This window comes from Pseudomonas sp. TE3910, from assembly GCF_056279025.1.
Map to the genome: position 1 here is coordinate 3,841,366 of NZ_JBWBQN010000001.1, position 23,589 is coordinate 3,864,954.

Genomic DNA, 23,589 nt, shown 5'->3' on the forward strand with positions numbered 1-23,589 from the left:
CAGCCTGATGGTCAAACTATTGCCTGTGGTGATCCTGGCGGCAGTGCTGAGTGGCTGCTCCAGCACGGCCGCGCCTGAGGCGAACCAGGCGGGTGTGTCGAAGGGCGGCTGCTACCAGTCTGAATGGCAGGCCGAAACCGCGCCGGTCATCAGTAAAAGGCTTGGCCCGGATGGCCTGGAAAAGTATGACGACGAACATCAGCGTCAGGCGCATGGTTGCCCTTGAGTGATTCAGTGATTCAATGCAACCCGCTGACCGTGTTGTGGTCTTAGAGGACATGTGATGAAACGCGTTCTGGCCCTGATAGGCTTGGCGACACTGGCAGGCTGCGTGAGCAATCCTCAGCCGGTTGCGGGTAACTGGACACGCTGGGTGTGCGACAGTCAGGCAGAAGTGTTCTGGCGCTTTGCCGATAGCCACCAGCAGTCCATGGATGTTCGACTGGGCGGCGGCGACCGGGTCTATCGGCTCAAGCCTGAGCCGGGGGCTTCCGGAGCGCTGTACAGCGATGGTGTATTGGCCTTCCACACCCAAGGTAACGAAGGCCTGGTGTACTGGGTAGCAACTAACGATTTGATAGGACGGGGCTGCAAGGCACCGTGACTGGCCGGGCCAGCGTGCGCTGGTCCACACTACTTGAATAGCAGCCGCCGCTACGGCAGGCTTGCACGATTAACGACCCTCGTCGGGAGAGACACATAACATGGCACTCATTAGCATGCGCCAGATGCTGGACCACGCCGCTGAATTTGGCTACGGCGTTCCAGCTTTCAACGTCAACAACCTTGAGCAAATGCGCGCCATCATGGAAGCGGCCGACAAGACCGACTCTCCGGTGATCGTCCAGGCCTCGGCCGGTGCCCGTAAATACGCTGGCGCCCCATTCCTGCGTCACCTGATCCTGGCCGCAATCGAAGAATTCCCGCATATCCCGGTGTGCATGCACCAGGACCACGGCACCAGCCCGGATGTCTGCCAGCGTTCGATTCAGCTGGGTTTCAGCTCGGTCATGATGGACGGCTCGCTGGGTGAAGACGGCAAGACGCCAACCGACTACGAGTACAACGTTCGCGTTACTCAGCAGACCGTGGCCTTGGCTCACGCCTGTGGCGTTTCCGTAGAAGGTGAGCTGGGCTGCCTGGGCTCGCTGGAAACCGGTATGGCCGGCGAAGAAGACGGCATTGGTGCAGAAGGCGTGCTGGATCACAGCCAGATGCTGACCGACCCTGAAGAAGCGGCAGACTTCGTCAAGAAGACTCAGGTCGATGCCCTGGCCATTGCCATCGGCACCAGCCACGGCGCCTACAAGTTCACCAAGCCACCAACCGGTGACATCCTGGCAATCGAGCGTATCAAGGAAATCCACAAGCGCATTCCTAACACCCACCTGGTGATGCACGGTTCTTCTTCGGTTCCGCAAGAGTGGCTGGCGATCATCAACCAGTACGGTGGTGAGATCAAAGAGACCTACGGCGTGCCGGTTGAAGAAATCGTCGAAGGCATCAAGTACGGTGTGCGCAAGGTCAACATCGATACTGACTTGCGTCTGGCCTCTACCGGTGCAATGCGCCGTCACATGGCGATGAACCCAAGCGAGTTCGACCCACGCAAGTTCTTCGCCGAAACCGTCAAGGCCATGCGTGACGTCTGCATCGCCCGCTACGAAGCCTTCGGTACTGCCGGTAATGCCTCGAAGATCAAGCCGATCTCCCTGGAAGGCATGTTCCAGCGTTATGCCAAAGGTGAGCTGGCTGCCAAGGTCAACTAAACCTGGTAACCCGGAAAGCCCGCAGCGATGCGGGTTTTTTGTTTTTGCGAGCCAAGCACAGGAGCGTGTTGGCTCGTTCGGACAGACCGTTAGTCGGTGAGTGTCCGTTTCATTACGTGATCACGGGATGCTGGCTTCAGATTTATGGCTGCCACGACTAGAGTTAGGTTCAGATTTCAGCCGAAGTAGAGATCGGTCTCATAAAGAGAAGCAGCATGGATTGCGCGCATACTCAGCATCAAAACGGCAACTCGGTGTTGCTGGTCGTTGATGATTACCCTGAAAACCTGATCAGCATGCGGGCGCTGTTGGCCCGGCGAGACTGGCAGGTACTGACGGCAAGCTCCGGGAGAGAAGCGCTGAGCGCGCTGCTCGAGCATGAAGTGGACCTCGTACTGCTTGATGTGCAAATGCCGGAGATGGATGGATTCGAAGTGGCCCGCCTGATGCGTGGCAGCCAGCGTACACGCATGACCCCGATTATTTTCCTGACAGCCAATGAGCAGTCCCAGGCGGCTGTGCTCAAAGGCTATGCCAGCGGGGCTGTTGATTACCTGTTCAAGCCTTTTGACCCGCAAATACTCAAGCCCAAGGTGCAGGCACTGCTTGAACAGCAGCGCAATCGCCGTGAGCTGCAGCGCCTGAGTCGCGATCTGGAGACGGCGCGCGCTTTCAATGCGTCGGTGCTTGAAAATGCCGCTGAAGGCATTCTGGTCGTGGCCGAGAATGGCCTTATCGAGTTTGCGAATCCGGCGATTTCACGCTTGCTTGAAACGCCCGTCGAGCGTTTGCAAGGTGTGGGTCTGCTGACCTTCCTGCAGACGCCAGAGGCTACCCTGTGGCGCGACTCAGCGTTCTACCAGGCTTACCAGAGCCGTGAAATCTACCGCCTGCATGATGCTGTGCTGCGTACCGGAACCGGCCAGTTGCTGCCGGTGGCATTGTCCTGCGCGCCACTGCCTGGCGAGCAGCAGGCGATGGTTGTGACGGTGCTGGACATGTCAGTGGTGCGCAGCCTGCATCAGCAGCTTGAACATCAAGCGGTCACCGATCCGTTGACCGGCTTGCTCAATCGCCGGGGGTTCTGTCAGGCGGCGGAAAGCGTGTTGATGCGCAGTGAGCATTCCCAAAAGGCGCAGGCCCTGATGTACCTGGACCTGGATGGCTTCAAGCGCGTCAACGATACGCTGGGTCATGAAGCCGGCGACCGGGTGTTGCATTGGGTGGCCGAGCAATTGAAGGATTGCCTGGGGGCGCATGCGATCCTCGGGCGCATGGGCGGTGATGAGTTTACCGCCCTGCTTGATGCGCTGGACTACCCGGAGCAGGCGGCTCGTTTCGCGGAAAGGCTGATCGAACGGATGTCGATCTGCCAACTGATTGATGGCATGGAAGTCACCTTGGGCGTCAGCATTGGCATTGCCACGTGTCCTGATTGCGACACAGGCCTTGCCGGGCTGCTGCGTGCCGCCGATGCGGCCATGTACGCGGCGAAACAGGCAGGTCGTCAGCAGTACCGCTATTACGATCAGGAGCTCAATGGGCGTGCACGTTCGCGCTTGATGCTCGAAGACAGCGTGCGTGATGCTATCGAGAACCACGATTTCAACCTGGTCTATCAGCCGCAGGTTGCATTTGCCGATGGCCGCTTGCGAGGCTTCGAGGCGCTGTTGCGCTGGCAGCACCCAAGTGTTGGCGATGTGCCGCCAGGGTTGTTCATTCCGTTGCTGGAGGAGGCGCGGCTGATTACCCGGCTGGCCAGTTGGATCTATCAGCAGGGTGCCGCGCAGCGCAAGGCCTGGGGGAATGTGCTGGGGGCTGAGGTTGTGTTGAGTATCAGCCTGAGTCGGGCCCAGTTCTCGATGCCGAACCTGGCCGAAGAGCTCGGGCGGGTCATTCAGGGCCATGGCCTGATACCGGCGCAGTTGGAGGTCGAGGTTGCTGAAACCTCGTTGAATTTCAGTAACGATATCGCGCTCAAGCAATTGCAGCGCCTGCGTCAATTGGGGGTGCGGGTGGCGCTGGACGACTTTGGCGCTGGCGACTGTTCATTGCGCATGCTGCGCGATTTGCCGATAGACACCCTTAAACTCGACCGTCATCTGGTCGCCAGGCTGCCCGAGTCGACGATGGATGCAGTACTGGTTCGCGCCGTCATTGAGTTGTGCCGGCAGTACGGCATCAGCGTGATTGCCGAGGGGGTCGAGTCACGTGCTCAGGCCGACTGGCTTCAGGCCAATGGGTGTGAGTACGTCCAGGGCTTTTTGGTGGCGCACCCATTGACGACCGAGTATGCGGGGGCTTTTCCGGCGTTTTTTGACTGGCAGCACCGGTAGTTGGTTACACTGCGTCTTTATCTATTCAGCTGTAGCCATGACCGTCCTCAAGTACCTGCAAGCCTACCCCGCCAACCTGCAAGATCAGGTGCGCCAGATGATCGCCAGCAACCGCCTGGGTGATTATCTGGTGCAGCGCTATAGCGAGCGGCATCAGGTGCAGAGCGACAAGGCGTTGTACGCCTATGCCCAGGCCATCAGGCAGGAGTACCTGCGCAATGCGCCGAACCTGGACAAGGTCCTGTTCGACAACCGGCTCGACCTGACCCACCGGGCACTGGGTTTGCACACGGCGGTGTCGCGGGTGCAGGGTGGCAAACTCAAGGCGAAGAAAGAGATACGTATTGCCTCGTTGTTCAAGGAGGCGGCCCCGCAGTTTCTGCGCATGATCGTGGTGCATGAGCTGGCGCACTTCAAGGAGGCCGAGCACAACAAGGCCTTCTATCAGCTCTGTGAGTACATGCAGCCGGGCTACCATCAACTGGAGTTTGACCTGCGTGTTTACCTGACCTGGCGGGAGTTGCCTGCCCAGGCCTGACTGACAAGGATTTGCCGATGGATGTGAGCAAGACCAAGACCAGCTTCTACCGCCGCCTTTACGTTGCCTGGTTGATCGACAGCCAGACCGCCAGCAGCGTTCCCGCCCTGATGGAGGCCACTGGCATGCCACGGCGTACCGCTCAGGACACGATTGCTGCGTTGAGTGACCTGGACATCCTCTGCGAGTTCGAACAGCAGGCTGGGGCGCGCAATCATGCCGGGCATTACCGTATTCGTGACTGGGGAGCGATTGATCCTCAGTGGGTCCTCCAGCACCTGGGGCAGATCCGCGAGGTGCTGGGTTATCCCTGATACCGCTGCGCAGGCGACTGCGCCATGCGCCGTGGAGGTCAGTGGCTAGCGGCGCATGCCGACATGCGCAATACCGTCCTCCAGGTAGGCCTCACCTGCGACCTTGAAGCCATGACGGGCGTAGTAGTCCTGCAGATGTGCTTGTGCTGACAGGTACACCGGCACGTCGGGCCAGAGCTGCTCGGCATGCTTCAAACCTTGCTCCATCAGTTCATGCCCCAGGCCTTTTGCGCGTGCGTGCGGTGCGATCAGCACCCGACCGATCACCACGTCACCGCCCTGCGACGTGGGGTCGAGCAGGCGCAGATAAGCCACCAGCGTGTCGTCCTGCCATGCCATCAAGTGGCAGGTGTCACTGGCCAGGTCTTCCCCGTCGATGTCCAGATAGGGGCATTTCTGTTCAACGACGAATACTTCCGAGCGCAGTTTGAGGATGGCGTAGAGCTGTTCCTTGCCAAGGTCCGAGTGGTGTTTGCAGAGCCATTCGATGGGCATGATAGGCCTCGTCCTGATGTCAATGACTCATCATGGCAGAGCACTGTGCCCACGACGAGACTGAAGTTGCGGCGGATTGTGTCTGTTGTGCGCCCGATCAACGGTGCAGGCAAATAGCTATTATTTCTGCTGCCCGAGCCCTTCATCTTTGTGTAATCTGAATTCGCCTTCTAGAGTTCTGGCACTAGGTGCATTTTCAGGCAGTTGGACATTGGCGCGGGCAGGGTGCTCGCTAAAGGATTTGAGCATGTCTGTATTGCTTCGAGTCTTGGTTTTGCTTGGAATGCTTTGCGCAACATCCCCCCTGATCGCAGCGGACAAGCTCAGGCTTGTGGCGGATGCCTGGCCTCCGTTCACCGATGCCAGCCTGGAAGGGGGCGGGCTGGCTACGGCGCTTGTTACCACAGCGCTCAAGCGTGCCGGCTATGAAAGCGAATTTGAGCAGGCCCCTTGGGCGCGGGCATTGATGGGCGTGGGCGAGGGCCGTTACGACATCCTGGTCAATGCCTGGTACAACGACTCTCGTACTCGGATCGGGGAATTTTCGGCCGGGTACCTGACCAACCGCATACGCTTGCTCAAGCGCAAGGATGAAGCGATTACCTTCCAGACCCTGGCGGATTTGTATCCCTATCCGATCGCAGTCGTTCGTGACTATGCATACTCCCTCAGCTTCGATGCCGATAGCCGCTTGCAGAAGGTCCCTGTGCGCAGCTTTTCGGTGGCGGTGCGAATGCTGGCAGCAAGCCGGGTAAGCTTGACCCTTGAGGACGAGTACGTCGCTCGCCATTTTCTCAAGCAGGAACCTGCGCCTGTTCGCGACAGCGTTGAGTTTTTCGGCAAGCCGCTCAGTGAAAACAGCCTGCACATTCTGGTCAGCCTGAAAAACCCTCGTCATCAGCAAATCGTTGCCGCGTTCGATCAGGCTATCGTGGCGATGCAGGCCGATGGCAGCTATGCCCGCCTGCTCAAACAGTACGGTTTGTGATCAGGCCGCAGACTCTTTGATCAGATGCGCCGCCAAGGTGCGCAGCGGGCCCAGTTGGCGGCAGATCAAGGCCAGCTGGGTTTGGACCAGACGTTGGGTTTCGTCGATTTCCTCGGGTACCTGTTCCAGTCTGCTGGCGAGGGCTTCCTCGTCATCGCTGTGAATCGCGACGGGTAGTTTGGTCGACAGGCCGACGGCGATTTCATCGAGGCTGTCTGCCAGGCGTGCCCCGGCCCCTTCGACCAGCTCGGTACGTGCCTCGGCCGCCAGGACGCTATCGCGATGGGCGCCGAGGCCTGAAAGGTAGCTGAGCAGGGTGTGCGACAACACCAGGAATCGAAAGCCGACATCCGCCTCCTTTCGGAAATGCCCAGGCTCCATCAGCATGTTGGCCAAGGTGGTCGACAGCGCCGCATCGGCGTTGTGGGCGTTGCGGCGCGCCAGGCGGTAGGCCAGGTCGTCGCGCTTGCCGTTGGCATACTGTTGGAGGATCTGGCGCAGGTAAATGCTGTTGCAACTCAGGGTATTGGCCAGCACCTTGTTCAACCGCCGCCCCTGCCAGTCTGGCAGGAACAGGAAGACTGCGAGGATGGCGATCAGGCTGCCAATCAACGTATCGAACAGGCGTGGCAAGAACAGCCCGTAGCCGTCACCGATCTGGTTGAAACAGAACAGCACCATCAGGGTAATCGCTGCCGTGGCCAGGGTGTAGCGGGTGGTTCGATAGACGAAAAACACCACGCCGGCGACAACCGCGAACATCGACTGGATCAGTGGGTTGGGGAACAGGTCGAACAATGCCCAGCCAACGGTAAGGCCAATTCCCGTTCCAATGATCCGCTGCACCAGCTTGCGTCGCGTGGCGCCATAGTTGGGCTGGCAGACGAACAACGTGGTGAGGATGATCCAGTAACCTTGTGTGGGGTGGATCAGGTGCACCATGCCATAACCGATCGACAGTGCCAGCGGCAGGCGCAACGCGTGACGAAACAGCAATGACGTCGGCGTCAGCTGTTGGCGTAGCCGATTCCAGACATCCGCCAGGCTGTGGGGCGAGCGGTCGAGCAGGCTGGAGTCACTATTGTCAGCCAGTTTGTCGGGGTTGCTCGCGTCGCTGAGTAGGCGGTCCAGTGTGGCCAGGTTGGCCGCCAGGGCGCGAAGCGAACGGAGCAGGCCGCGCCAGGCTGGGTTGTTTTGACTGCGCAGGTGCTCGAGTGAGGCGTGCAGGTCTTCCTGGGCCTGGGCAAAGCCTGTGTCGTAGGTGAATGGCTGACGCAGCTGGATCGATTCTGAAAGCTGTTGGCAGGCCACGCCCTGTTGGCGCAACAGGCGTTGGCAGCGAAACAGGACATCGCTGTGGAAGAACGCCTCGGCCAATGCGTTGTACGGGTAGTGCGACGAGCTGGCGCGCTCGTGGATGTCCTGGGCGAGGAAGTACAGTTTCAGGTAGCGACTGACTTTAGAGCCAGGGCGACCATTGCCGACCCGGTGCAGAATGATTTCCTTGGCGGCATTGAGCGCGGCCACCACCCGACCGTTCTGTTGTGCCAGTTCAAGACGTCGTGCTTCGACATCCAGCTGACGAATCGGCTCGAACAACGTGGACTTGAGCTTGAGGTAGCGGCTCAGCTCGCGAAACAGCCGGGCCAGGCTTTGCTGCACGGGCTGGTTGGAGAACAGGGCCTGCCAGAGAACCGAGAGCAGGCCGTACCAGGCAGCGCCGGCCACCAGCAGCAAGGGTTCGTGCCAGAAGTCGGTGACTTCGCCGCCGCGCTGGTCGACACCGATCATGGTGTACACCGAGAGAATCAGCGTCGCCGAGGCGATCGCGCCGTAGCGTTCGCCCAGTGCGCCGAGCATGGTCAGGCCGAAGGCCGCCAATGCCATGGCGCAGACAAACACAATGGGGTAAGGGAACAGCATCTCTACCGACAGCGCGGCGACGGTAAAGCAGACCAGGGTAACGGCCAGGGCGTTGAGTCGGCCTTGCCAGCTGTCATCGGTTTCTGCCAGGGCGCTGGCAATGATACCGAGGAACAGCGGGATCAGCAGGCCCATTTCGTCCCGGTACCAACACAGCGCCATGCTTCCGGTCAGGGCGATCGATACCCGGATGCTGTAGCTGAATTTATCCAGAGCCCAGAGGCGACGCAGTGAATGGCGCAACGATGTGGATGACATGGCGGGAGTCAGGCCTGCAGGGCAGTGATCGAAATTGAGCGGGTCGCGACGGCAAGCTGCCGTCGCGGTAATGTCCCAGCAAAATTTGTTCCGTGATGCGCCGATTCTACCGCGAAGGTTAGACGAATTGTGCGGCGGCGTAGGCCGAAGCCCACGCCCACTGGAAGTTGAAGCCACCGAGGTGGCCGCTGACATCCAGCACTTCGCCAATGAAATACAGGCCAGGGCTCTTGAGTGACTCCATGGTTTTGGAGGATACCTCGCGGGTGTCGACGCCGCCCAGGGTCACTTCGGCAGTGCGGTAGCCTTCAGTACCGGCGGGAACCAGTTGCCAGGCGCCGAGTTTCTCCGCGACCTGAGCCAGTTCAGCCGGGGTGTACTGTTTCATTGGCTTGGACACGAACCACTGCTCGGCCAGCAGGTTGGCCATTTTCTTGGTGAAGAGTTCACCGAGCAGGGTTTTCAGCTCGCTGTTGGGGCGTTCGGCTTGCTGCTGTTGCAGCCAGGTCAACGCGTCGTGATCCGGCAGCAGGTTGATTTCCAGCGTATCACCGGCTTCCCAGAACGAGGAAATCTGCAGGATCGCCGGGCCGCTGAGGCCGCGGTGGGTGAACAGCAGGTTTTCGCGGAAGCTGACGCCGTTGCAGCTGGCGATACAGTCGACCGAGGTGCCGGACAGCTCGGTGCAGAGCGCCTTGAGCTGGTCGGTGATGGTGAAGGGCACCAGGCCTGCGCGGGTCGGCAGTACGCTGTGACCGAACTGACGCGCCACCTGATAACCAAAGCCGGTCGCCCCCAGCGTCGGGATCGACAAGCCGCCGGTGGCGATCACCAGCGACTGGCATTGCAGCTTGCCTGCACTGGTTTCCAGCAAATAGCCGCTTTCGAGTTTTTCGATCTGATCGATGCGGGTGTTCATGTTCAGTTCGGCGCCTGCGGCGTCGCACTCGGCCAGGAGCATGTCGAGGATGTCGCTGGATTTATGGTCGCAGAACAGCTGACCGAGTTTCTTCTCGTGGTACGGCACGCCATGCTTGCTGACCATCTCGATAAAATCCCACTGGGTGTAACGTGCCAGCGCGGATTTGCAGAAATGCGGGTTCTGCGAGAGAAAATTGCTCGGCTCGGTGTACATGTTGGTGAAATTGCAGCGCCCACCACCCGACATCAGGATTTTCTTGCCCGGTTTGTTGGCGTGGTCGAGCAATACAACCTGGCGGCCACGCTTGGCGGCGGTCAGGGCGCACATCAGGCCGGCGGCGCCTGCGCCGATGATGATGACTTCGGTGGAACGCACTGCAAAATCCTCGGGGTAGAAAGCTGAAACCGTGTCGTCCTGTCGCCAGCCAAGCCGGCTCCCGCAGGGGCGGGAGCCGGCTTGGCGGGTAATGGGATCAGATGATCCGCACGCGCAACGAGCGCCCTTTGATCTTGCCGCTGTTCAGGCGCTGCAAGGCCTGTTTGGCGACCGCGCGTTCCACTGCGACAAAGGCCTGGAAGTCGAAGATCGCGATCTTGCCGACCTGAGTGCCTGGCAAACCGGCATCGCCGGTCAGGGCACCCAGAATGTCGCCCGGACGCAGTTTGTCCTTGCGGCCGGCAGCGATGCACAGGGTGCTCATGACCGGCAGCAGTGGGGCGCCGCTCTGGGGCTTGAGGCTGTCGAGCTGTTCCCAGCGCAGCGGCGCCTTTTGCAGGGCTTCGATCGCTTGGGCGCGATGACCTTCGGCAGGCGCCACCAGGCTTACGGCCAGGCCTTTCTCGCCTGCGCGTCCGGTACGGCCGACGCGGTGTACATGAATCTCGGCATCACGGGCCAGTTCGACGTTGATGACCATGTCCAGGGCGTCGATGTCCAGGCCGCGGGCGGCGACATCGGTGGCGACCAGGACCGAGCTGCTGCGGTTGGCGAACAGGGTCAGGACCTGATCGCGGTCGCGCTGTTCCAGGTCGCCGTGCAGGGCCGCGGCGACGATGCCTTTGGCCTGCAGGTGCTCCACCACTTCCTGGCACTGCTGTTTGGTAAAGCAGAACGCCACGCAGGACTGTGGGCGGAAATGCCCGAGTACGCGGGTTACGGCTTCCAGGCGCTGTTCCGGATCAATTTCGTAGAAGCGTTGTTCGATCTGGTTGTCGGCGTGCAGGGCTTCAACCTTGACCTGCTGCGGGTCACGCATGAAGGCTGCCGACAGTTGCTTGATGCCGGCCGGGTAGGTTGCCGAGAACAGCAAGGTCTGACGGCGTTTCGGCGTTTGCCCGATGATGTCGGCGATGGCGTCGTAGAACCCCATGTCGAGCATCCGGTCTGCTTCATCGAGTACCAGGGTGTTGAGCCCGTCGAGCACCAGGGTGCCTTTGCTCAGGTGCTGCTGAATCCGCCCCGGGGTACCGACGATGATGTGCGCGCCGTGTTCCAGCGAGGCGATCTGCGGGCCGAGCGAAACCCCGCCGCAGAGGGTCAGGATCTTGATGTTGTCTTCGGCACGGGCCAGCCGCCGCAGTTCCTTGGCGACCTGGTCGGCCAGCTCACGGGTTGGGCACAGCACCAGGGCCTGGCAGCCGAAGTAGCGTGGGTTGATCGGGTTGAGCAGGCCGATGCCGAAAGCGGCGGTCTTGCCGCTGCCGGTCTTGGCCTGGGCGATCAGGTCCATGCCCTTGAGAATCACCGGCAGGCTCTGGGCCTGAATCGGGGTCATCTGGGCGTAGCCGAGGGCGTTCAGGTTGGCCAGCATGGCGCTGGACAGCGGCAGGGTATCGAAGGCGGTGGCAATGGTGGTCACGAGGCGGGCCTGCAAAACAAAATGTCGCGCAGTGTACCAGCCTCGTGGCCATTCGCCCTAAGGCTCGATTTCAGGTTCCAGACGACGGGCACGCCTTCCGTCCGTCTTTGACAGCTGCATGAAGATCGCTGCGGCCAACATGGCCATCAGGCCGATGGTCAGGAACGTCAGTTGGAACGCACCCAGTGTGCTTTCTACCCCTTCGGCACTGCCCGCTGCAGTGAACCCGCCCAGCAGCGCACCGGCACAGGCGACACCCAGGCTCAGCGACAGTTGTGCCACCACGGAAAGCAGGCTGTTGCCGCTGCTGGCGCTGGCATCGTCAAGGTCGATCAGGGTCACGGTATTCATGGCAGTGAATTGCAGCGAGTTGACGGCCCCAAGCAGTGCCAATTGGACCAGCAGCACGGCGTAGGGCGTCTGTTCATCGACCAGTCCCATGCTGGCTAGCAGCACGCCCAGCAGCAGGGTGTTGCCGGTGAGGATCGTACGGTAGCCGAGGCGCTCGATCAGGGGTTGGGCCACCGACTTGGCCAGCATCGCCGCGGCCGCCAGCGGAATCATGCTCATGCCGGCTTCTGAGGGCGAGTAGCCCAGCGCGACCTGCAGCAGCAGTGGCACCAGAAAAGGCAGGGCGCCACTGCCCAGGCGGGCGAACAGGTTGCCAAGAATACCCACCGAAAAGGTCCGGGTGCGAAACAACCGGGGCGAGAACAGCGGGTCCTCCGTACTGCCGGCGCGCAGCCAATAGGCTGCCAGGCAGGCCATGCCGGCGAACAGCAGCAACATCACCCGCAAGTGCGGCAGGTGCAGCTCGCCCAAGCCCTCCATGGCAATGGTGATCAGCACCATTGCCGCGCCGAACAGCAGGAAACCCATGCCGTCGAAGCGTGTGCGCTCGGTACCGCGCAAGTCGGGGATGAATTTCCACACGGCATAGCAACCCACCGCCCCGACGGGCAGGTTGAGCAGGAAGATCCAGTGCCAGCTGAGTATTTCCACGAGCCAGCCGCCCAGGGTCGGCCCCAGCAGTGGGCCGAGCAGGCCGGGAATGGTGATGAAGCTCATGATCCGCACCAGCTCGGAGCGTGGGTAGGCGCGCAACACCACCAGGCGCCCGACGGGCAGCATCAGCGCGCCGCCCAGGCCCTGGATCACCCGTGCGGCGACCAGCATCCCGAGGCTGTCGGCCAAGGCGCAGAGCAGCGAGCCGATACTGAACAGCAAAATCGCGCCGAAAAAGATCCGTTTGGTGCCAAAGCGGTCGGCGATCCAGCCCGACGCGGGAATCAGCAAGGCCACAGTGAGCATGTAGGCGATGATGACAGACTGCATGCGCAGGGGGTCTTCGGCCAAGTCGCGGGCCATGGCGGGCAGGGCAGTGTTGAGGATGGTGCCGTCGAGTGACTGCATGAAGAAAGCGATGGCCACCACCCAGGGAATCCAGCGGGCGGTGGTGCTGTCTAGGGGCGCGCGATCAGGCATAGGGCCTCTCTCCGAGGTGGGGCCTTATCGCCGGTATTGCCGGCGATAAGTAGCTATCACAGGGTCAGCGTCAGGCATTTGACCAGCGCGCCCGGCAGGTGCGTAGAGCGGGTCTGGCGTTGGTCATAGGTGCTGGTCGACAGGATCAGCTCGCGGTCGCAGGTCAGTGCTTCCAACTGCGTACCGAGCAGGCTGTAGACGCTGTCGTCAAAGCGCATGGTGCTGACCGGTGCCTGGATTTTCCCGTCCTCAACCCAGAAGGTCGCGAAGCGGGTCAGGCCGGTCATGCGCGCTGCTGGCAGGTCTGAGTAGTTCAGGTACCAGAGGTTGCTGATGTACAGGCCCGTGCCCAGTTGGGCGAGGATTGCATCCGCCGCCAGTTCGCCGGGGGCCATGCTCAGTGCGCAGGGTGACTCATCGCTGTCGGCGCCATTGGCCAGCAACTCGAACTCGGCTGCACTGCGGGCACCGACCAGTCGTTGGTGGGCCTTGCCCTGTGCGATCAGCGAGAGGTCGCTGCGCGGGTAGCCTTCCTCGGAGAACGCTGGGCTGAGCGAGCCGCTGACCTGTTCGGCGATGCCGATCAGCGGGCTCAACTGTGCATCGCTGGCGTAAAGACGTTGTAGCGGGCTGTCCTTGTTGGCGATGGCCTGGGCGGAAAAACCACCCCAGCAGAGCATGCCGATGATTTCGTCCAGCGCTGCGGGCGCCAGGTAGGCACGGTACTGGCCGGGTGCGAGGACCTTGAGTGGGCGGTCCAGGTAGTCCAGTTGCTCGCGGGCCTGATGCAGGCGCAAGGCCAATGTCGCGGCGTCCCAGCATTGGCCGGCATAGTTGGCTTTGACGGCCTGCCCGTTGGCATGGAACAGGCTCCAGTCGAAGTTGAAGCTGTTGGCCTGATGCCAGCCAAAGGCGCCAGACGAGCTGGCGAAGCCTCGGCAGATCGGGCCTGCGGCGTAGATCCCGACCAGGTCCAGCCCCGTGGCACCTGCGGCGATCTGGGCGAGTACCTCGGCGGTGTCTGGCAGAGGCGTGTTCTGCACGTTGTGGCTATGCCAGACGGCCTCGTTCAGTTTCAGGTAGGGGTCGACCGGGATCAGCGGCAAGGTCTGTCGCAGTTGTGCCAGGGCCTGCTGCAGGCGTTGTAGGTCAACGTCGCTGTCCCCGCTGAGGGTGAGTTGAAAGTCGGCCTGACGTCCGCTGTCGATCAGTTTGAGGCTGGTGCTGGCCTGCGCGACGTTGCCGGCCTGGCGGACCTGGGCATGGTTGAAACGAATGAACTGCGACTGCTCGGCGCTGTAGCTCAGGGTGAAGTGTTCGGGGGCGCGTACGGCATCGCGCAGGCTGTTCACCAGGCGTTGGAAATGTTCCAGGTAGGCCATCAGGCATCTCCTCCGAATACGTCGATCTGGCTGAACACGCAGGCCGGTGAGGCATGCCCGACCCGAATCACCTGGTTGGGTTCGCCCTTGCCGCAGTTAGGTGTGCCGAGTACCTGGAAGGTGCTGGCATCGCCCACGGCGCTGAGGTTGCGCCAGAACTGTGCTGAAACGCCCCGATAATTTGGATTCTTGACCACGCCCTTGAGCTCGCCGTTTTCGATCAACTGGCCCCACTCGCAGCCGAACTGGAACTTGTTGCGCGCATCGTCGATGGACCACGAACGGTTGGTTTTCATCAGAATGCCGTGTTCGATGCCGCTGATCAGTTGCGCCAGGCTCTGTTCGCCCGGCTCGATATTGAGGTTGGCCATGCGGTCGATCGGTGCACGGTTCCAGCCACAGGCGCGGCTGTTGGCAACGCCATCGAGGCCGGAGCGGAACTGCGACAACGCACTGCCCAGGGGGCGTAGCAGCAGGCCGTCACGGATCAGGAAGGTCTTGTGTGCCGGCGTACCATCATCGTCATGGGCATAGCTGGCCAGTTGTTCCGGGATATCGGGATCGAAGGTGACATTCAGCAACGTGGAGCCGTACTGTAAATGGCCGAAGTCGCTGGCGTTGACGAAGCTGGTGCCTGCGTAGTTGCGCTCGTCACCGAGGATGCGGTCCATTTCAAGTGGATGGCCGATGGACTCGTGGATCTGCAGCATCATCTGGTCGGGCATCAACAGCAGGTCGCGCACGCCGCTGGGCGTATTGGGTGCCAGCAGCAGTTGCAGTGCCTGGTCGGCGACCAAGGCGCCGGCACCTATCAGCCCGCAACGCTCGATCACATCGAACCCGCCCTGCTGGCCGAAATTTTCCCGGCCCAGGCTGCGGCTTTGGCTGTCCTGGCCGTCAAAGGCGGTGACCCCGAACCCTGGATAAACGAAGCGCTGGGCCTGGCGCAGCTGCGCGCCAGCGTTGTTCAGGTAAATCTGTTCGACCGTGGTGATGCCCAGGCTGGCCTGCCAATTCACCAGGCGCGAGTCCGCCGGTACGCTGGCTGATTCGCTGGCCAGTAGCGCATAGCAGTCGCTAAGGCTGGGAAACGGCTGCGCAAGGTTGGGGGAGCAGTAGTCGGCCTGAGCGCTGGTCACCGGCTGCAGGCTCAGGTTGAGCAGGGCGTGGCCGTTGATGCTTCGGGCCAGTGTTTCGGCCTGCTCCAGCGCGCGTTGCAGGCCCGCCTGGGACAGGTCGGCGGTTGCTGCATAGGCTTCCACGCCGTTGAGGCGTACTGTCAGCATCGCCCCTTCATCGCAACCCAGGCTGGGTGGCTCGGCGACGTTCTTGCGTACCGACAGGTGTTGTCGGGACTCCTGCACATAGCGCAGCGAGAAGAATTCGGCGGTGCTGCGCAAGGCTGCGAAGCGCTGGCGCAGCAATGCGGTGACATCGAACATGGGTGAACCTCCGTGCGCGCGGTGGCTCCCCCTCAGAACCACTCGTGATGCGCGCTCATTATGGCAGCCCGTTACTTTCCGGGTGAGGAAAAAGCGCGCTGTGCATTGAGTGCCTTTTTTGGGGTTTGGGATGCGTCCTACTTGCCGCTGGGATGCGGACTACATCAAAGGGATTGTTCGATCTGGCTTGATGGCAAACCAACACGTCTCTAGGTCGCAGCCGTGCAAATCGAAATACGCGAACTTCAACTTACGTCAGCGTGTCACGTTCGGCCGAAGCGCCAATGTGGGCAGAAGAAAGGTTTGTACTGAATGAGCGCAAAAAACAGTGGCTGCAAGTCGACGGTGTGGTTTGTATGGGGATGGTTTGATGTTCTCTACATCGCGTTGTACGTGACGACAAATCTACGGCACGACAAAGTGCCGTACCTGGCTGCATGGGAAATGACATTGGCTTATTGGGGGGACCTCGGTCCTGCCCAAGCGCTGAAGCTCGTGCTGAATTGGGTGCTGCAGGTGTCGTTATTTGTTAGCTGTTTTTTATTCTTGGCCCAGCGAGATGCCGCGAGGTGGGTTGGCTACTGGCAGATGCCCTTGAGGATTTTTTTCATTGCGCCCTCAGTGTCGGTTTTAGTGCTGGGTGCTCAATTTTTTCCGGACCGTAGCACGGTGTTAATGGTGGTGTTGGCTATTGCGTCTGAACTAATGAAATTCTGGAGTCTTCGCACGTTTGGTGGGCGCGCTGTAGCTTGCTGATAAAGCCAACTTCTACAGGGGTTAGCGCCAGCACTTTGTGGCGGTTACTTTCTTTGGCTTAAAAAAACAAACCCCCGCTAAAGAGCGGGGGTTTGTCAGCCGTCTGAGGCGCGCGAACGCGCCCCTTCTGCTTGTTTGGGTGCGAATCGCTTAGCCGATGGTCATCAGGCTCGCGTTACCACCCGCTGCCGCGGTGTTGACACTCAGAGCACGTTCGATCACCAGGCGCTCCAGTGCAATCGTGGTTTCGCCCGAGGACAGGCCCTGGACGCCGACGATGGCACCAGCACGCTTTGCCACCTGCTCGCAAACGCTGCGCAGTTGGTCGGAGTCGCCGTGGTGCAGAACGGCGTCGAACACGACGTCGTCCTTGTTCCACTCGGCCACCAGCTTGATGCAGGCTTGTACGTCTTTCGGCAGGCGAGTGCGCAGGGTTTTGCCCAGTGCATTGTCTGGCCATACCGCCGAACTACCGACCGCCAGTACTGCCGCCAGTTGTGTCAGCAGGTCAGCTTCGCCTTCGGCCAGGCACAGTACATGCTCGCGTGGCAGGATGGTGTAGCTGTTGCGCTCGCCGGTCGGGCCGGTGAGGACGCGTGTGATCCCGCTTTGCGACTGCTCGGCAAACTGCTCGCAGAGTGCGCCCAGCTCGACCATCTGGTTGCTGCCAGCCCAGGCCTTCAGGGCCTGCAGTGGCTTGGTCAGGCTGTCGTGCATCTGGGTGTCTGGCGTGTTTTCGCCGTCGGTACGCTTGAACGATTGTTCGATAGCGTTGGCCGGACGGGTCGACAGCAGGCGGTACAGGTACAGCGGGCCACCCGCTTTCGGGCCGGTGCCCGACAAGCCTTCACCACCGAACGGTTGTACACCGACCACGGCGCCGACGATGTTGCGGTTGACGTAGACGTTGCCGGCGTTGACGCTGCCGACGACCTTGGCAATGGTCTCGTCGATACGGGTGTGCACGCCCAGGGTCAGGCCGTAACCGGAGCCGTTGATCTGGTCGATCAACTGGTCCATCTCCTTGCGCTTGTAGCGCACGACGTGCAGTACCGGGCCGAAGATCTCGCGTTGCAGCTCATCGAAGCTTTCCAGCTCGATCAGTGTCGGCATGACGAAGGTGCCGCGCTTGCATTCTTCGGCATCGGCGATAGCCACTTGATAGACCGAGCGGCCTTTCTCGCGCATGCCCTGGATGTGCTTCTCGATGCCGGCCTTGGCTTCGGCGTCGATCACCGGGCCAATGTCCACGGACAGGCGCTCCGGGTTGCCCATGCGGTATTCCGCCATGGCGCCCTTGAGCATTTCGATCACACGGTCAGCCGAGTCTTCCTGCAGGCACAGCACGCGCAGTGCCGAACAACGTTGACCGGCGCTGTCGAAGGCCGACGTCACCACGTCCATGACCACTTGTTCGGTCAGTGCCGAGGAGTCGACGATCATGGCGTTCTGGCCACCGGTTTCGGCGATCAGCGGAATCGGACGGCCCTGGTTGTCGAGACGACCGGCGATGTTGCGTTGCAGCAGGCGCGCGACTTCGGTGGAACCGGTGAACATGACACCTTTGACGCGCTCGTCACCAACCAGGCGGGCACCGACGCTTTCGCCGCGACCTGGCAGCAGTTGCAGCACGCCTTCTGGAATGCCGGCTTCGAGCAGCAGGCGTACCGCTTGCGCTGCGACCAGCGGGGTTTGTTCGGCAGGCTTGGCCAGTACCGGGTTGCCTGCGGCGAGCGCAGCTGCGACCTGACCGCTGAAGATTGCCAGCGGGAAGTTCCACGGGCTGATGCAGACCACTGGGCCCAGAGGGCGGTGGGCGTCATTGCTGAAGTCGTTGCGTGCCTGCACCGCGTAGTAGCGCAGGAAGTCTACGGCTTCACGCACCTCGGCGATGGCGTTGGCAAAGGTCTTGCCAGCTTCACGAGCCAGCAGGCCCATCAGCGGCTGGATATCGGCTTCCATCAGGTCGGCGGCGCGCTCCAGAATGGCGGCGCGTTCTGCCGGTGGCGTCGCCTGCCAGATCGGTGCGGCATTCAATGCACACTGAATGGCGTTGTCGACGTCTTCGATGTTGGCTTCCTGAACGTGACCGACCAGATCGCGATGATCGGCGGGGTTCAGTACAGGCTGCTGAGTGCCGGCGCTGGCGGCGCAACCGAGCATCGGCGCGGCCAACCAGTTGTTGTGGGCGCTGCTGAGCAGGGCGCAGGACAGCGAAGCCAGGCGGTGTTCGTTGGCCATGTCGATGCCGGCAGAGTTCGCCCGCTCGCTGCCATACAGTTCACGTGGCAATGGAATGCGTGGGTGCGGCAAGCCAGCGCTGCCTTCCTGGGTAGCCATGCGCTCGATGGTTGCAACCGGGTCGGCCACCAGCTCCTGAATGGAGATGGAGTGGTCGGCAATACGGTTGACGAACGAGGTGTTCGCGCCGTTTTCCAGCAGGCGGCGAACCAGGTAGGCCAGCAGCGTTTCGTGGGTACCGACCGGGGCATACACGCGGCATGGACGGTTCAGCTTGCCATCGGCAACCTTGCCCACGACTTGTTCGTACAGTGGTTCACCCATGCCGTGCAGGCACTGGAACTCGTACTGGCCCGGGTAGTAGTTCTGCCCGGCGATCTGATAGATGGCCGACAGGGTGTGGGCGTTGTGGGTGGCGAACTGCGGGTAGATGGCTTCCGGTACCGACAGCAGCTTGCGGGCGCAGGCGATATAGGAAACGTCGGTGTACACCTTGCGGGTGTAGACCGGGTAGCCTTCCAGGCCTTCGACCTGGGCGCGCTTGATCTCGCTGTCCCAGTACGCGCCTTTCACCAGGCGGATCATCAGGCGGTGACGGCTGCGGCGTGCCAGGTCGATCACGTAGTCGATGACGTGCGGGCAGCGCTTCTGATAAGCCTGGATAACGAAACCGATACCGTTCCAGCCCGCCAGTTGTGGTTCGAAGCACAGGCGCTCGAGCAGGTCCAGCGACAGCTCCAGGCGGTCGGCTTCCTCGGCGTCGATGTTCAGGCCGATATCGTACTGCTTGGCCAGCAGGGTCAGCGACAGCAGGCGCGGGTACAGCTCGTTCATCACGCGCTCGTACTGGGCACGGCTGTAGCGAGGGTGCAGGGCCGAGAGCTTGATCGAGATGCCCGGGCCTTCATAGATGCCACGGCCGTGAGAAGCCTTGCCGATCGAGTGAATCGCCTGCTCGTAAGAAGCCAGGTATTTTTGTGCGTCATGCTCGGTCAGTGCGGCTTCGCCAAGCATGTCGTAGGAGTAGCGGAAGCCTTTGGCTTCAAAGCGAGTGGCGTTGGCCAGCGCTTCGGCAATGGTTTCGCCGGTGACGAACTGCTCGCCCATCAGGCGCATGGCCATGTCGACGCCCTTGCGGATCATCGGCTCGCCGCTCTTGCCAATGATGCGGCTGAGCGAAGCGGTGAGGCCGGATTCGTTGTGGGTCGAGACCAGTTTGCCGGTCAGCAGCAAGCCCCATGTTGCCGCGTTGACGAACAGCGACGGGCTGTTGCCCAGGTGCGGCTGCCAGTTGCCGGTGCTGATCTTGTCGCGGATCAGGGCGTCACGGGTGCCTTTGTCCGGGATGCGCAGCAGCGCTTCGGCCAGGCACATCAGTGCTACGCCTTCCTGGGACGACAGGGAGAATTCCTGCAGCAGGCCCTGAACAACACCGGCGCGACCGCTGGCGCTCTTCTGGTTACGCAGCTTCTCGGCGATACCGGCGGCCAGTTTGTTGGCGGCATCGGCCATGGCTGCTGGCAGGCGAGCCTGCTCCAGCAGCATCGGCACGACTTCCTGCTCGGGGCGGCGATAGGCCGATGTAATGGCCGAGCGCAGAACGGACTGCGGCAGGATGCTTTCGGCGAACTCAAGGAAGCACTGGTGCGCGTGATCAGGTTGCACTTCGCCTGCTTCGTCAGCGTGGTTGTGGGCCTGTCCGTCGAGTTCGGTCAGGGTGGCGCCACCCTCGAGCCTTTCCAGGTAATTGAAAATCGCCTGTTTGATCAACCAATGCGGCGTGCGGTCAATGGACTGCGCAGCGGCTTTGAGTCGTTCGCGGGTCGGGTCGTCGAGTTTGACCCCTAGGGTGGTCGTCGCCATTTCTTATCCTCATTATCGCCACGTGATGTGGCACTAGCCGGCGCAAAGATTAGCTGTGGCTGGGGCAGGGTGCAACCTGGTGCAACCCAATTTTCGTACAAAAAAAGTGCAGCTCGTCCGACAGCTTGGGATCTTCAGCCGTTTTGGCTGTTTGGGGTGCATTTACTTCTGTAGATCGTGCTTTTTGCTCCATTAGGGAGCAAAAAGTGGTCGTCATCGGAAATATCCGACGAGGTGCAACTGGATTGCAGAAATTGGTTGCACCTTCTTTGCGTTGTTGCATAGCATTCGCGGCCTCGGTGCAACCTCGCTTGAGGTCAGGTGTACCCGTGCGGGGCTTTATCTGGAAGTCTTCGCATCACTCCATGCGCGGTTGGGCTTCAGTGCTGTCCGTGACGAGCGTTCAGGGAATGAACGGCTTTGCCGGTGGTATCCGCCAACTGCGGCTAACATAAAAACAAATTCCAGGGCGCAACATCATGAGTGCAAGCAACCCAACCCTGATCACTTTCGTGATCTACATTCTGGCGATGGTGCTGATCGGCTTCATGGCCTATCGCTCCACCAACAACCTTTCCGACTACATTCTGGGCGGCCGTAGCCTGGGTAGTGTGGTGACCGCGCTCTCGGCGGGTGCCTCGGACATGAGCGGCTGGCTGCTGATGGGCCTGCCAGGCGCGATCTATATGTCGGGTCTGTCGGAGGCCTGGATCGCTATCGGCCTGATCATCGGTGCCTACCTGAACTGGCTGTTCGTTGCCGGGCGCCTGCGTGTTCAAACCGAATACAACGGTGACGCGCTGACCCTGCCGGACTACTTCACCAGCCGTTTTGAAGACAAGAGCGGCCTGCTGCGGATCATCTCCGCGGTGGTGATTCTGGTGTTCTTCACGATCTACTGTGCTTCCGGCATCGTTGCAGGTGCCCGTCTGTTCGAAAGCACCTTCGGCATGTCCTATGAAACTGCCCTGTGGGCAGGTGCAGCCGCCACGATCGCCTACACCTTTGTCGGTGGTTTCCTGGCTGTGAGCTGGACCGATACCGTTCAGGCGACCCTGATGATCTTCGCGCTGATTCTGACGCCGATCATTGTTCTGCTCGCCACTGGTGGCGTCGATACGACCTTCCTGGCCATCGAAGCGCAAGACCCGGCGAACTTCGACATGCTCAAAGGCACTACCTTTATCGGCATCATCTCCCTGATGGGCTGGGGTCTGGGTTACTTTGGTCAGCCGCACATCCTGGCGCGCTTCATGGCGGCAGATTCGGTCAAGTCGATCGCCAAGGCTCGCCGTATCTCCATGACCTGGATGATTCTGTGCCTGGTCGGTACCTGTGCCGTCGGCTTCTTCGGTATTGCCTACTTCTCGGCGCACCCTGATCTGGCTGGTCCTGTGACCGAGAACCATGAGCGTGTGTTCATCGAACTGGCCAAGATCCTGTTCAATCCATGGATCGCGGGCGTGCTGCTGTCGGCTATTCTGGCTGCCGTAATGAGCACCCTGAGCTGCCAGCTGCTGGTGTGCTCCAGTGCGCTGACCGAAGACTTCTACAAGGCTTTCCTGCGCAAGAGTGCTTCTCAGCTTGAGCTGGTCTGGGTCGGTCGTCTGATGGTGCTGGCCGTAGCGCTGATTGCGATTGGCATCGCCGCCAACCCTGAGAACAAGGTCCTGGGCCTGGTGAGCTATGCCTGGGCGGGCTTCGGCGCTGCCTTTGGTCCTGTGGTACTGATCTCCGTACTGTGGAAGGGCATGACCCGTAATGGTGCGCTGGCCGGTATCCTGGTCGGTGCGATTACCGTGGTTGTCTGGAAGCATTTCGCCCTGCTGGGTCTGTACGAAATCATCCCGGGCTTCATCCTGGGCGCTCTGGCAATCTTGCTGGTCAGCACCCTGGGTCGTCCGTCGCAAGGTATGGTTGCCCGTTTTGAGAAGGCCGACGAGGCGTTCAAGAAAGGTCATTGATCGGTTAATGCTGGTCTGTGCCTGACAACGGCCCGATCTCTTCCAGAGGTCGGGCCGTTGTCGTTTTGCCTGGCCCCTGCGACAGGGTAAACTTGTCGGCCTTGCAGGAGTTGCCATGAACTATCGTCACGCCTTTCACGCCGGCAACCATGCCGACGTCTTCAAACACCTTGTGTTGACCCGCCTCATTGCGCTGATGTCGCGCAAGGAGCAGCCGTTTGCCTATATCGATACCCACGCCGGCCTTGGCTTGTATGACTTGCAGGGCGATCAGGCGACACGCACCGGCGAGTACCTTGAGGGTATCGGGCGCCTGTGGGGGTGTGACGACCTGCCCGAGTTGGCCGCCGATTACCTGCGCATCCTCAAGCGCATGAACCGGGATGGCGAATTGCGCTATTACCCGGGTTCGCCCGAGCTGGCGCGGCGTCTGGTGCGTGATCAGGATCGCGTGCTGCTCAATGAGAAACACCCGGAAGACGGTCGTCTGCTCAAAGAGAACATGAAAGGTGATCGACGCGTTGCAGTGCACCTTGGCGAAGGCTGGCACGTGCCGCGTGCCTTGCTGCCCGTCCAGGAGAAGCGTGCGGTGATGCTGATCGACCCGCCTTTTGAGCAGCTCGACGAGCTCAAGCGATGCAGTCAGGCCATGAAAGAGGCCATCGGCCGTATGCGACAGACCGTCGCGGCGATCTGGTACCCGATCAAGGAAGAGCGTCAACTGACGCGCTTTTATCAGGACCTGACCAGTACAGGGGCGCCGAAACTGCTGCGGGTTGAGTTGCTGGTGCACCCCTTGGATACCCCGCAAAGCCTCAACGGTTCTGGCCTGGCCATTGCCAATCCGCCATGGGGGCTGGAAGAGGAGTTGCGCGAGCTGCTGCCATGGCTTGCGCAAGTACTCGGTCAGACACAAGGCAGCTGGCGTATGGATTGGTTGATCGCTGAATGAGTCGGCGCGCAGTGCTGGGTTGCGCGCTGCTTTACGTTATAATCCCGCTCTTTGGCTGCCGCTTGCCGCACGCGCAGGGGCACATTTTAAAAGTTTGAAGAGG

18 protein-coding genes are annotated in these 23,589 nt (G+C 61.0%); 10 read left to right on the forward strand and 8 right to left on the reverse strand.

The genetic code is table 11. The annotated features are described in order from the left end of the window. Nucleotides 1-7: 7 nt before the first annotated feature. From ACZ9H3_RS17575 to ACZ9H3_RS17600, 6 genes are all read left to right on the forward strand, one after another. Nucleotides 8-226, forward strand: a complete 219-nt coding sequence (locus ACZ9H3_RS17575; protein WP_065760284.1) for a hypothetical protein — start codon at nucleotides 8-10, stop codon at nucleotides 224-226. Nucleotides 227-283: 57 nt separating this feature from the next. Then, the gene (locus tag ACZ9H3_RS17580) at nucleotides 284-604 is read left to right on the forward strand and encodes an MliC family protein (RefSeq protein ID WP_476221729.1); all 321 of its coding nucleotides are present in this window, start codon (nucleotides 284-286) and stop codon (nucleotides 602-604) included. Between the two features lie 100 nt (nucleotides 605-704). After that, a complete protein-coding gene (gene fba, locus ACZ9H3_RS17585; RefSeq protein ID WP_065760286.1) occupies nucleotides 705-1,769 on the forward strand; it encodes a class II fructose-bisphosphate aldolase in 1,065 nt (354 codons plus the stop codon). A 215-nt stretch (nucleotides 1,770-1,984) separates the two neighbouring features. Next, complete coding sequence (locus ACZ9H3_RS17590; RefSeq protein WP_476221731.1) at nucleotides 1,985-4,105, forward strand: putative bifunctional diguanylate cyclase/phosphodiesterase; 2,121 nt, start codon at nucleotides 1,985-1,987, stop codon at nucleotides 4,103-4,105. A gap of 37 nt (nucleotides 4,106-4,142) precedes the next feature. Further along, on the forward strand, nucleotides 4,143-4,643 hold the full coding sequence (locus ACZ9H3_RS17595; protein ID WP_476221733.1) for a YgjP-like metallopeptidase domain-containing protein: 501 nt from the start codon (nucleotides 4,143-4,145) through the stop codon (nucleotides 4,641-4,643). 17 nt (nucleotides 4,644-4,660) lie between these two features. Further along, entirely contained in the window at nucleotides 4,661-4,957 is a 297-nt protein-coding gene (locus ACZ9H3_RS17600) for a winged helix-turn-helix domain-containing protein (protein ID WP_065760289.1), read from the forward strand. A 45-nt stretch (nucleotides 4,958-5,002) separates the two neighbouring features. On the opposite strand, the gene ACZ9H3_RS17605 is transcribed toward ACZ9H3_RS17600, so the two are convergent. Beyond that, nucleotides 5,003-5,452 carry a GNAT family N-acetyltransferase gene (locus ACZ9H3_RS17605; protein ID WP_330522276.1) on the reverse strand — a complete coding sequence of 150 codons (450 nt, stop codon included), beginning with the start codon at nucleotides 5,450-5,452 and terminating at the stop codon, nucleotides 5,003-5,005. Between the two features lie 247 nt (nucleotides 5,453-5,699). On the opposite strand from ACZ9H3_RS17605, the gene ACZ9H3_RS17610 reads away from it, so the two are divergent. Then, complete coding sequence (locus ACZ9H3_RS17610) at nucleotides 5,700-6,440, forward strand: substrate-binding periplasmic protein (protein ID WP_476221736.1); 741 nt, start codon at nucleotides 5,700-5,702, stop codon at nucleotides 6,438-6,440. Here ACZ9H3_RS17610 and yccS read toward each other — a convergent pair whose 3' ends face one another. The 6 genes from yccS to ACZ9H3_RS17640 all read right to left on the reverse strand — a co-directional run bounded on the left by yccS (nucleotide 6,441) and on the right by ACZ9H3_RS17640 (nucleotide 15,710). Beyond that, entirely contained in the window at nucleotides 6,441-8,621 is a 2,181-nt protein-coding gene (gene yccS / locus ACZ9H3_RS17615) for a YccS family putative transporter (RefSeq protein ID WP_476221738.1), read from the reverse strand. Between the two features lie 118 nt (nucleotides 8,622-8,739). Further along, nucleotides 8,740-9,918 carry a BaiN/RdsA family NAD(P)/FAD-dependent oxidoreductase gene (locus ACZ9H3_RS17620; RefSeq protein WP_065760293.1) on the reverse strand — a complete coding sequence of 393 codons (1,179 nt, stop codon included), beginning with the start codon at nucleotides 9,916-9,918 and terminating at the stop codon, nucleotides 8,740-8,742. A 97-nt stretch (nucleotides 9,919-10,015) separates the two neighbouring features. Next, entirely contained in the window at nucleotides 10,016-11,353 is a 1,338-nt protein-coding gene (gene dbpA / locus ACZ9H3_RS17625) for an ATP-dependent RNA helicase DbpA (RefSeq protein ID WP_476222791.1), read from the reverse strand. 105 nt (nucleotides 11,354-11,458) lie between these two features. Further along, nucleotides 11,459-12,886 (reverse strand): multidrug transporter subunit MdtD, encoded by a 1,428-nt coding sequence (mdtD, locus tag ACZ9H3_RS17630; RefSeq protein ID WP_065760294.1) that lies wholly within the window; start codon nucleotides 12,884-12,886, stop codon nucleotides 11,459-11,461. A gap of 56 nt (nucleotides 12,887-12,942) precedes the next feature. Next, nucleotides 12,943-14,268, reverse strand: coding sequence for a TldD/PmbA family protein (locus ACZ9H3_RS17635; protein ID WP_476221741.1), 1,326 nt, complete (start codon nucleotides 14,266-14,268; stop codon nucleotides 12,943-12,945). Then, nucleotides 14,268-15,710, reverse strand: a complete 1,443-nt coding sequence (locus tag ACZ9H3_RS17640; RefSeq protein ID WP_099773394.1) for a TldD/PmbA family protein — start codon at nucleotides 15,708-15,710, stop codon at nucleotides 14,268-14,270. The genes ACZ9H3_RS17635 and ACZ9H3_RS17640 overlap by 1 nt, the downstream gene beginning before the upstream one ends. A gap of 312 nt (nucleotides 15,711-16,022) precedes the next feature. Between ACZ9H3_RS17640 and ACZ9H3_RS17645 the strand changes: the two genes are divergently transcribed. Next, nucleotides 16,023-16,466: a hypothetical protein gene (locus ACZ9H3_RS17645; RefSeq protein ID WP_476221743.1), complete on the forward strand. Its 444-nt coding sequence runs from the start codon at nucleotides 16,023-16,025 to the stop codon at nucleotides 16,464-16,466. 150 nt (nucleotides 16,467-16,616) lie between these two features. Here the strand turns inward: ACZ9H3_RS17645 and putA are convergent, their stop codons facing one another. Then, complete coding sequence (putA, locus tag ACZ9H3_RS17650) at nucleotides 16,617-20,570, reverse strand: trifunctional transcriptional regulator/proline dehydrogenase/L-glutamate gamma-semialdehyde dehydrogenase (protein WP_476221745.1); 3,954 nt, start codon at nucleotides 20,568-20,570, stop codon at nucleotides 16,617-16,619. A gap of 479 nt (nucleotides 20,571-21,049) precedes the next feature. On the opposite strand from putA, the gene putP reads away from it, so the two are divergent. Together putP and ACZ9H3_RS17660 are read left to right on the forward strand one after the other, a co-directional pair. Then, entirely contained in the window at nucleotides 21,050-22,534 is a 1,485-nt protein-coding gene (gene putP, locus ACZ9H3_RS17655) for a sodium/proline symporter PutP (protein ID WP_476221747.1), read from the forward strand. A 115-nt stretch (nucleotides 22,535-22,649) separates the two neighbouring features. Next, complete coding sequence (locus tag ACZ9H3_RS17660; RefSeq protein ID WP_476221749.1) at nucleotides 22,650-23,486, forward strand: 23S rRNA (adenine(2030)-N(6))-methyltransferase RlmJ; 837 nt, start codon at nucleotides 22,650-22,652, stop codon at nucleotides 23,484-23,486. Nucleotides 23,487-23,589: the final 103 nt, after the last annotated feature.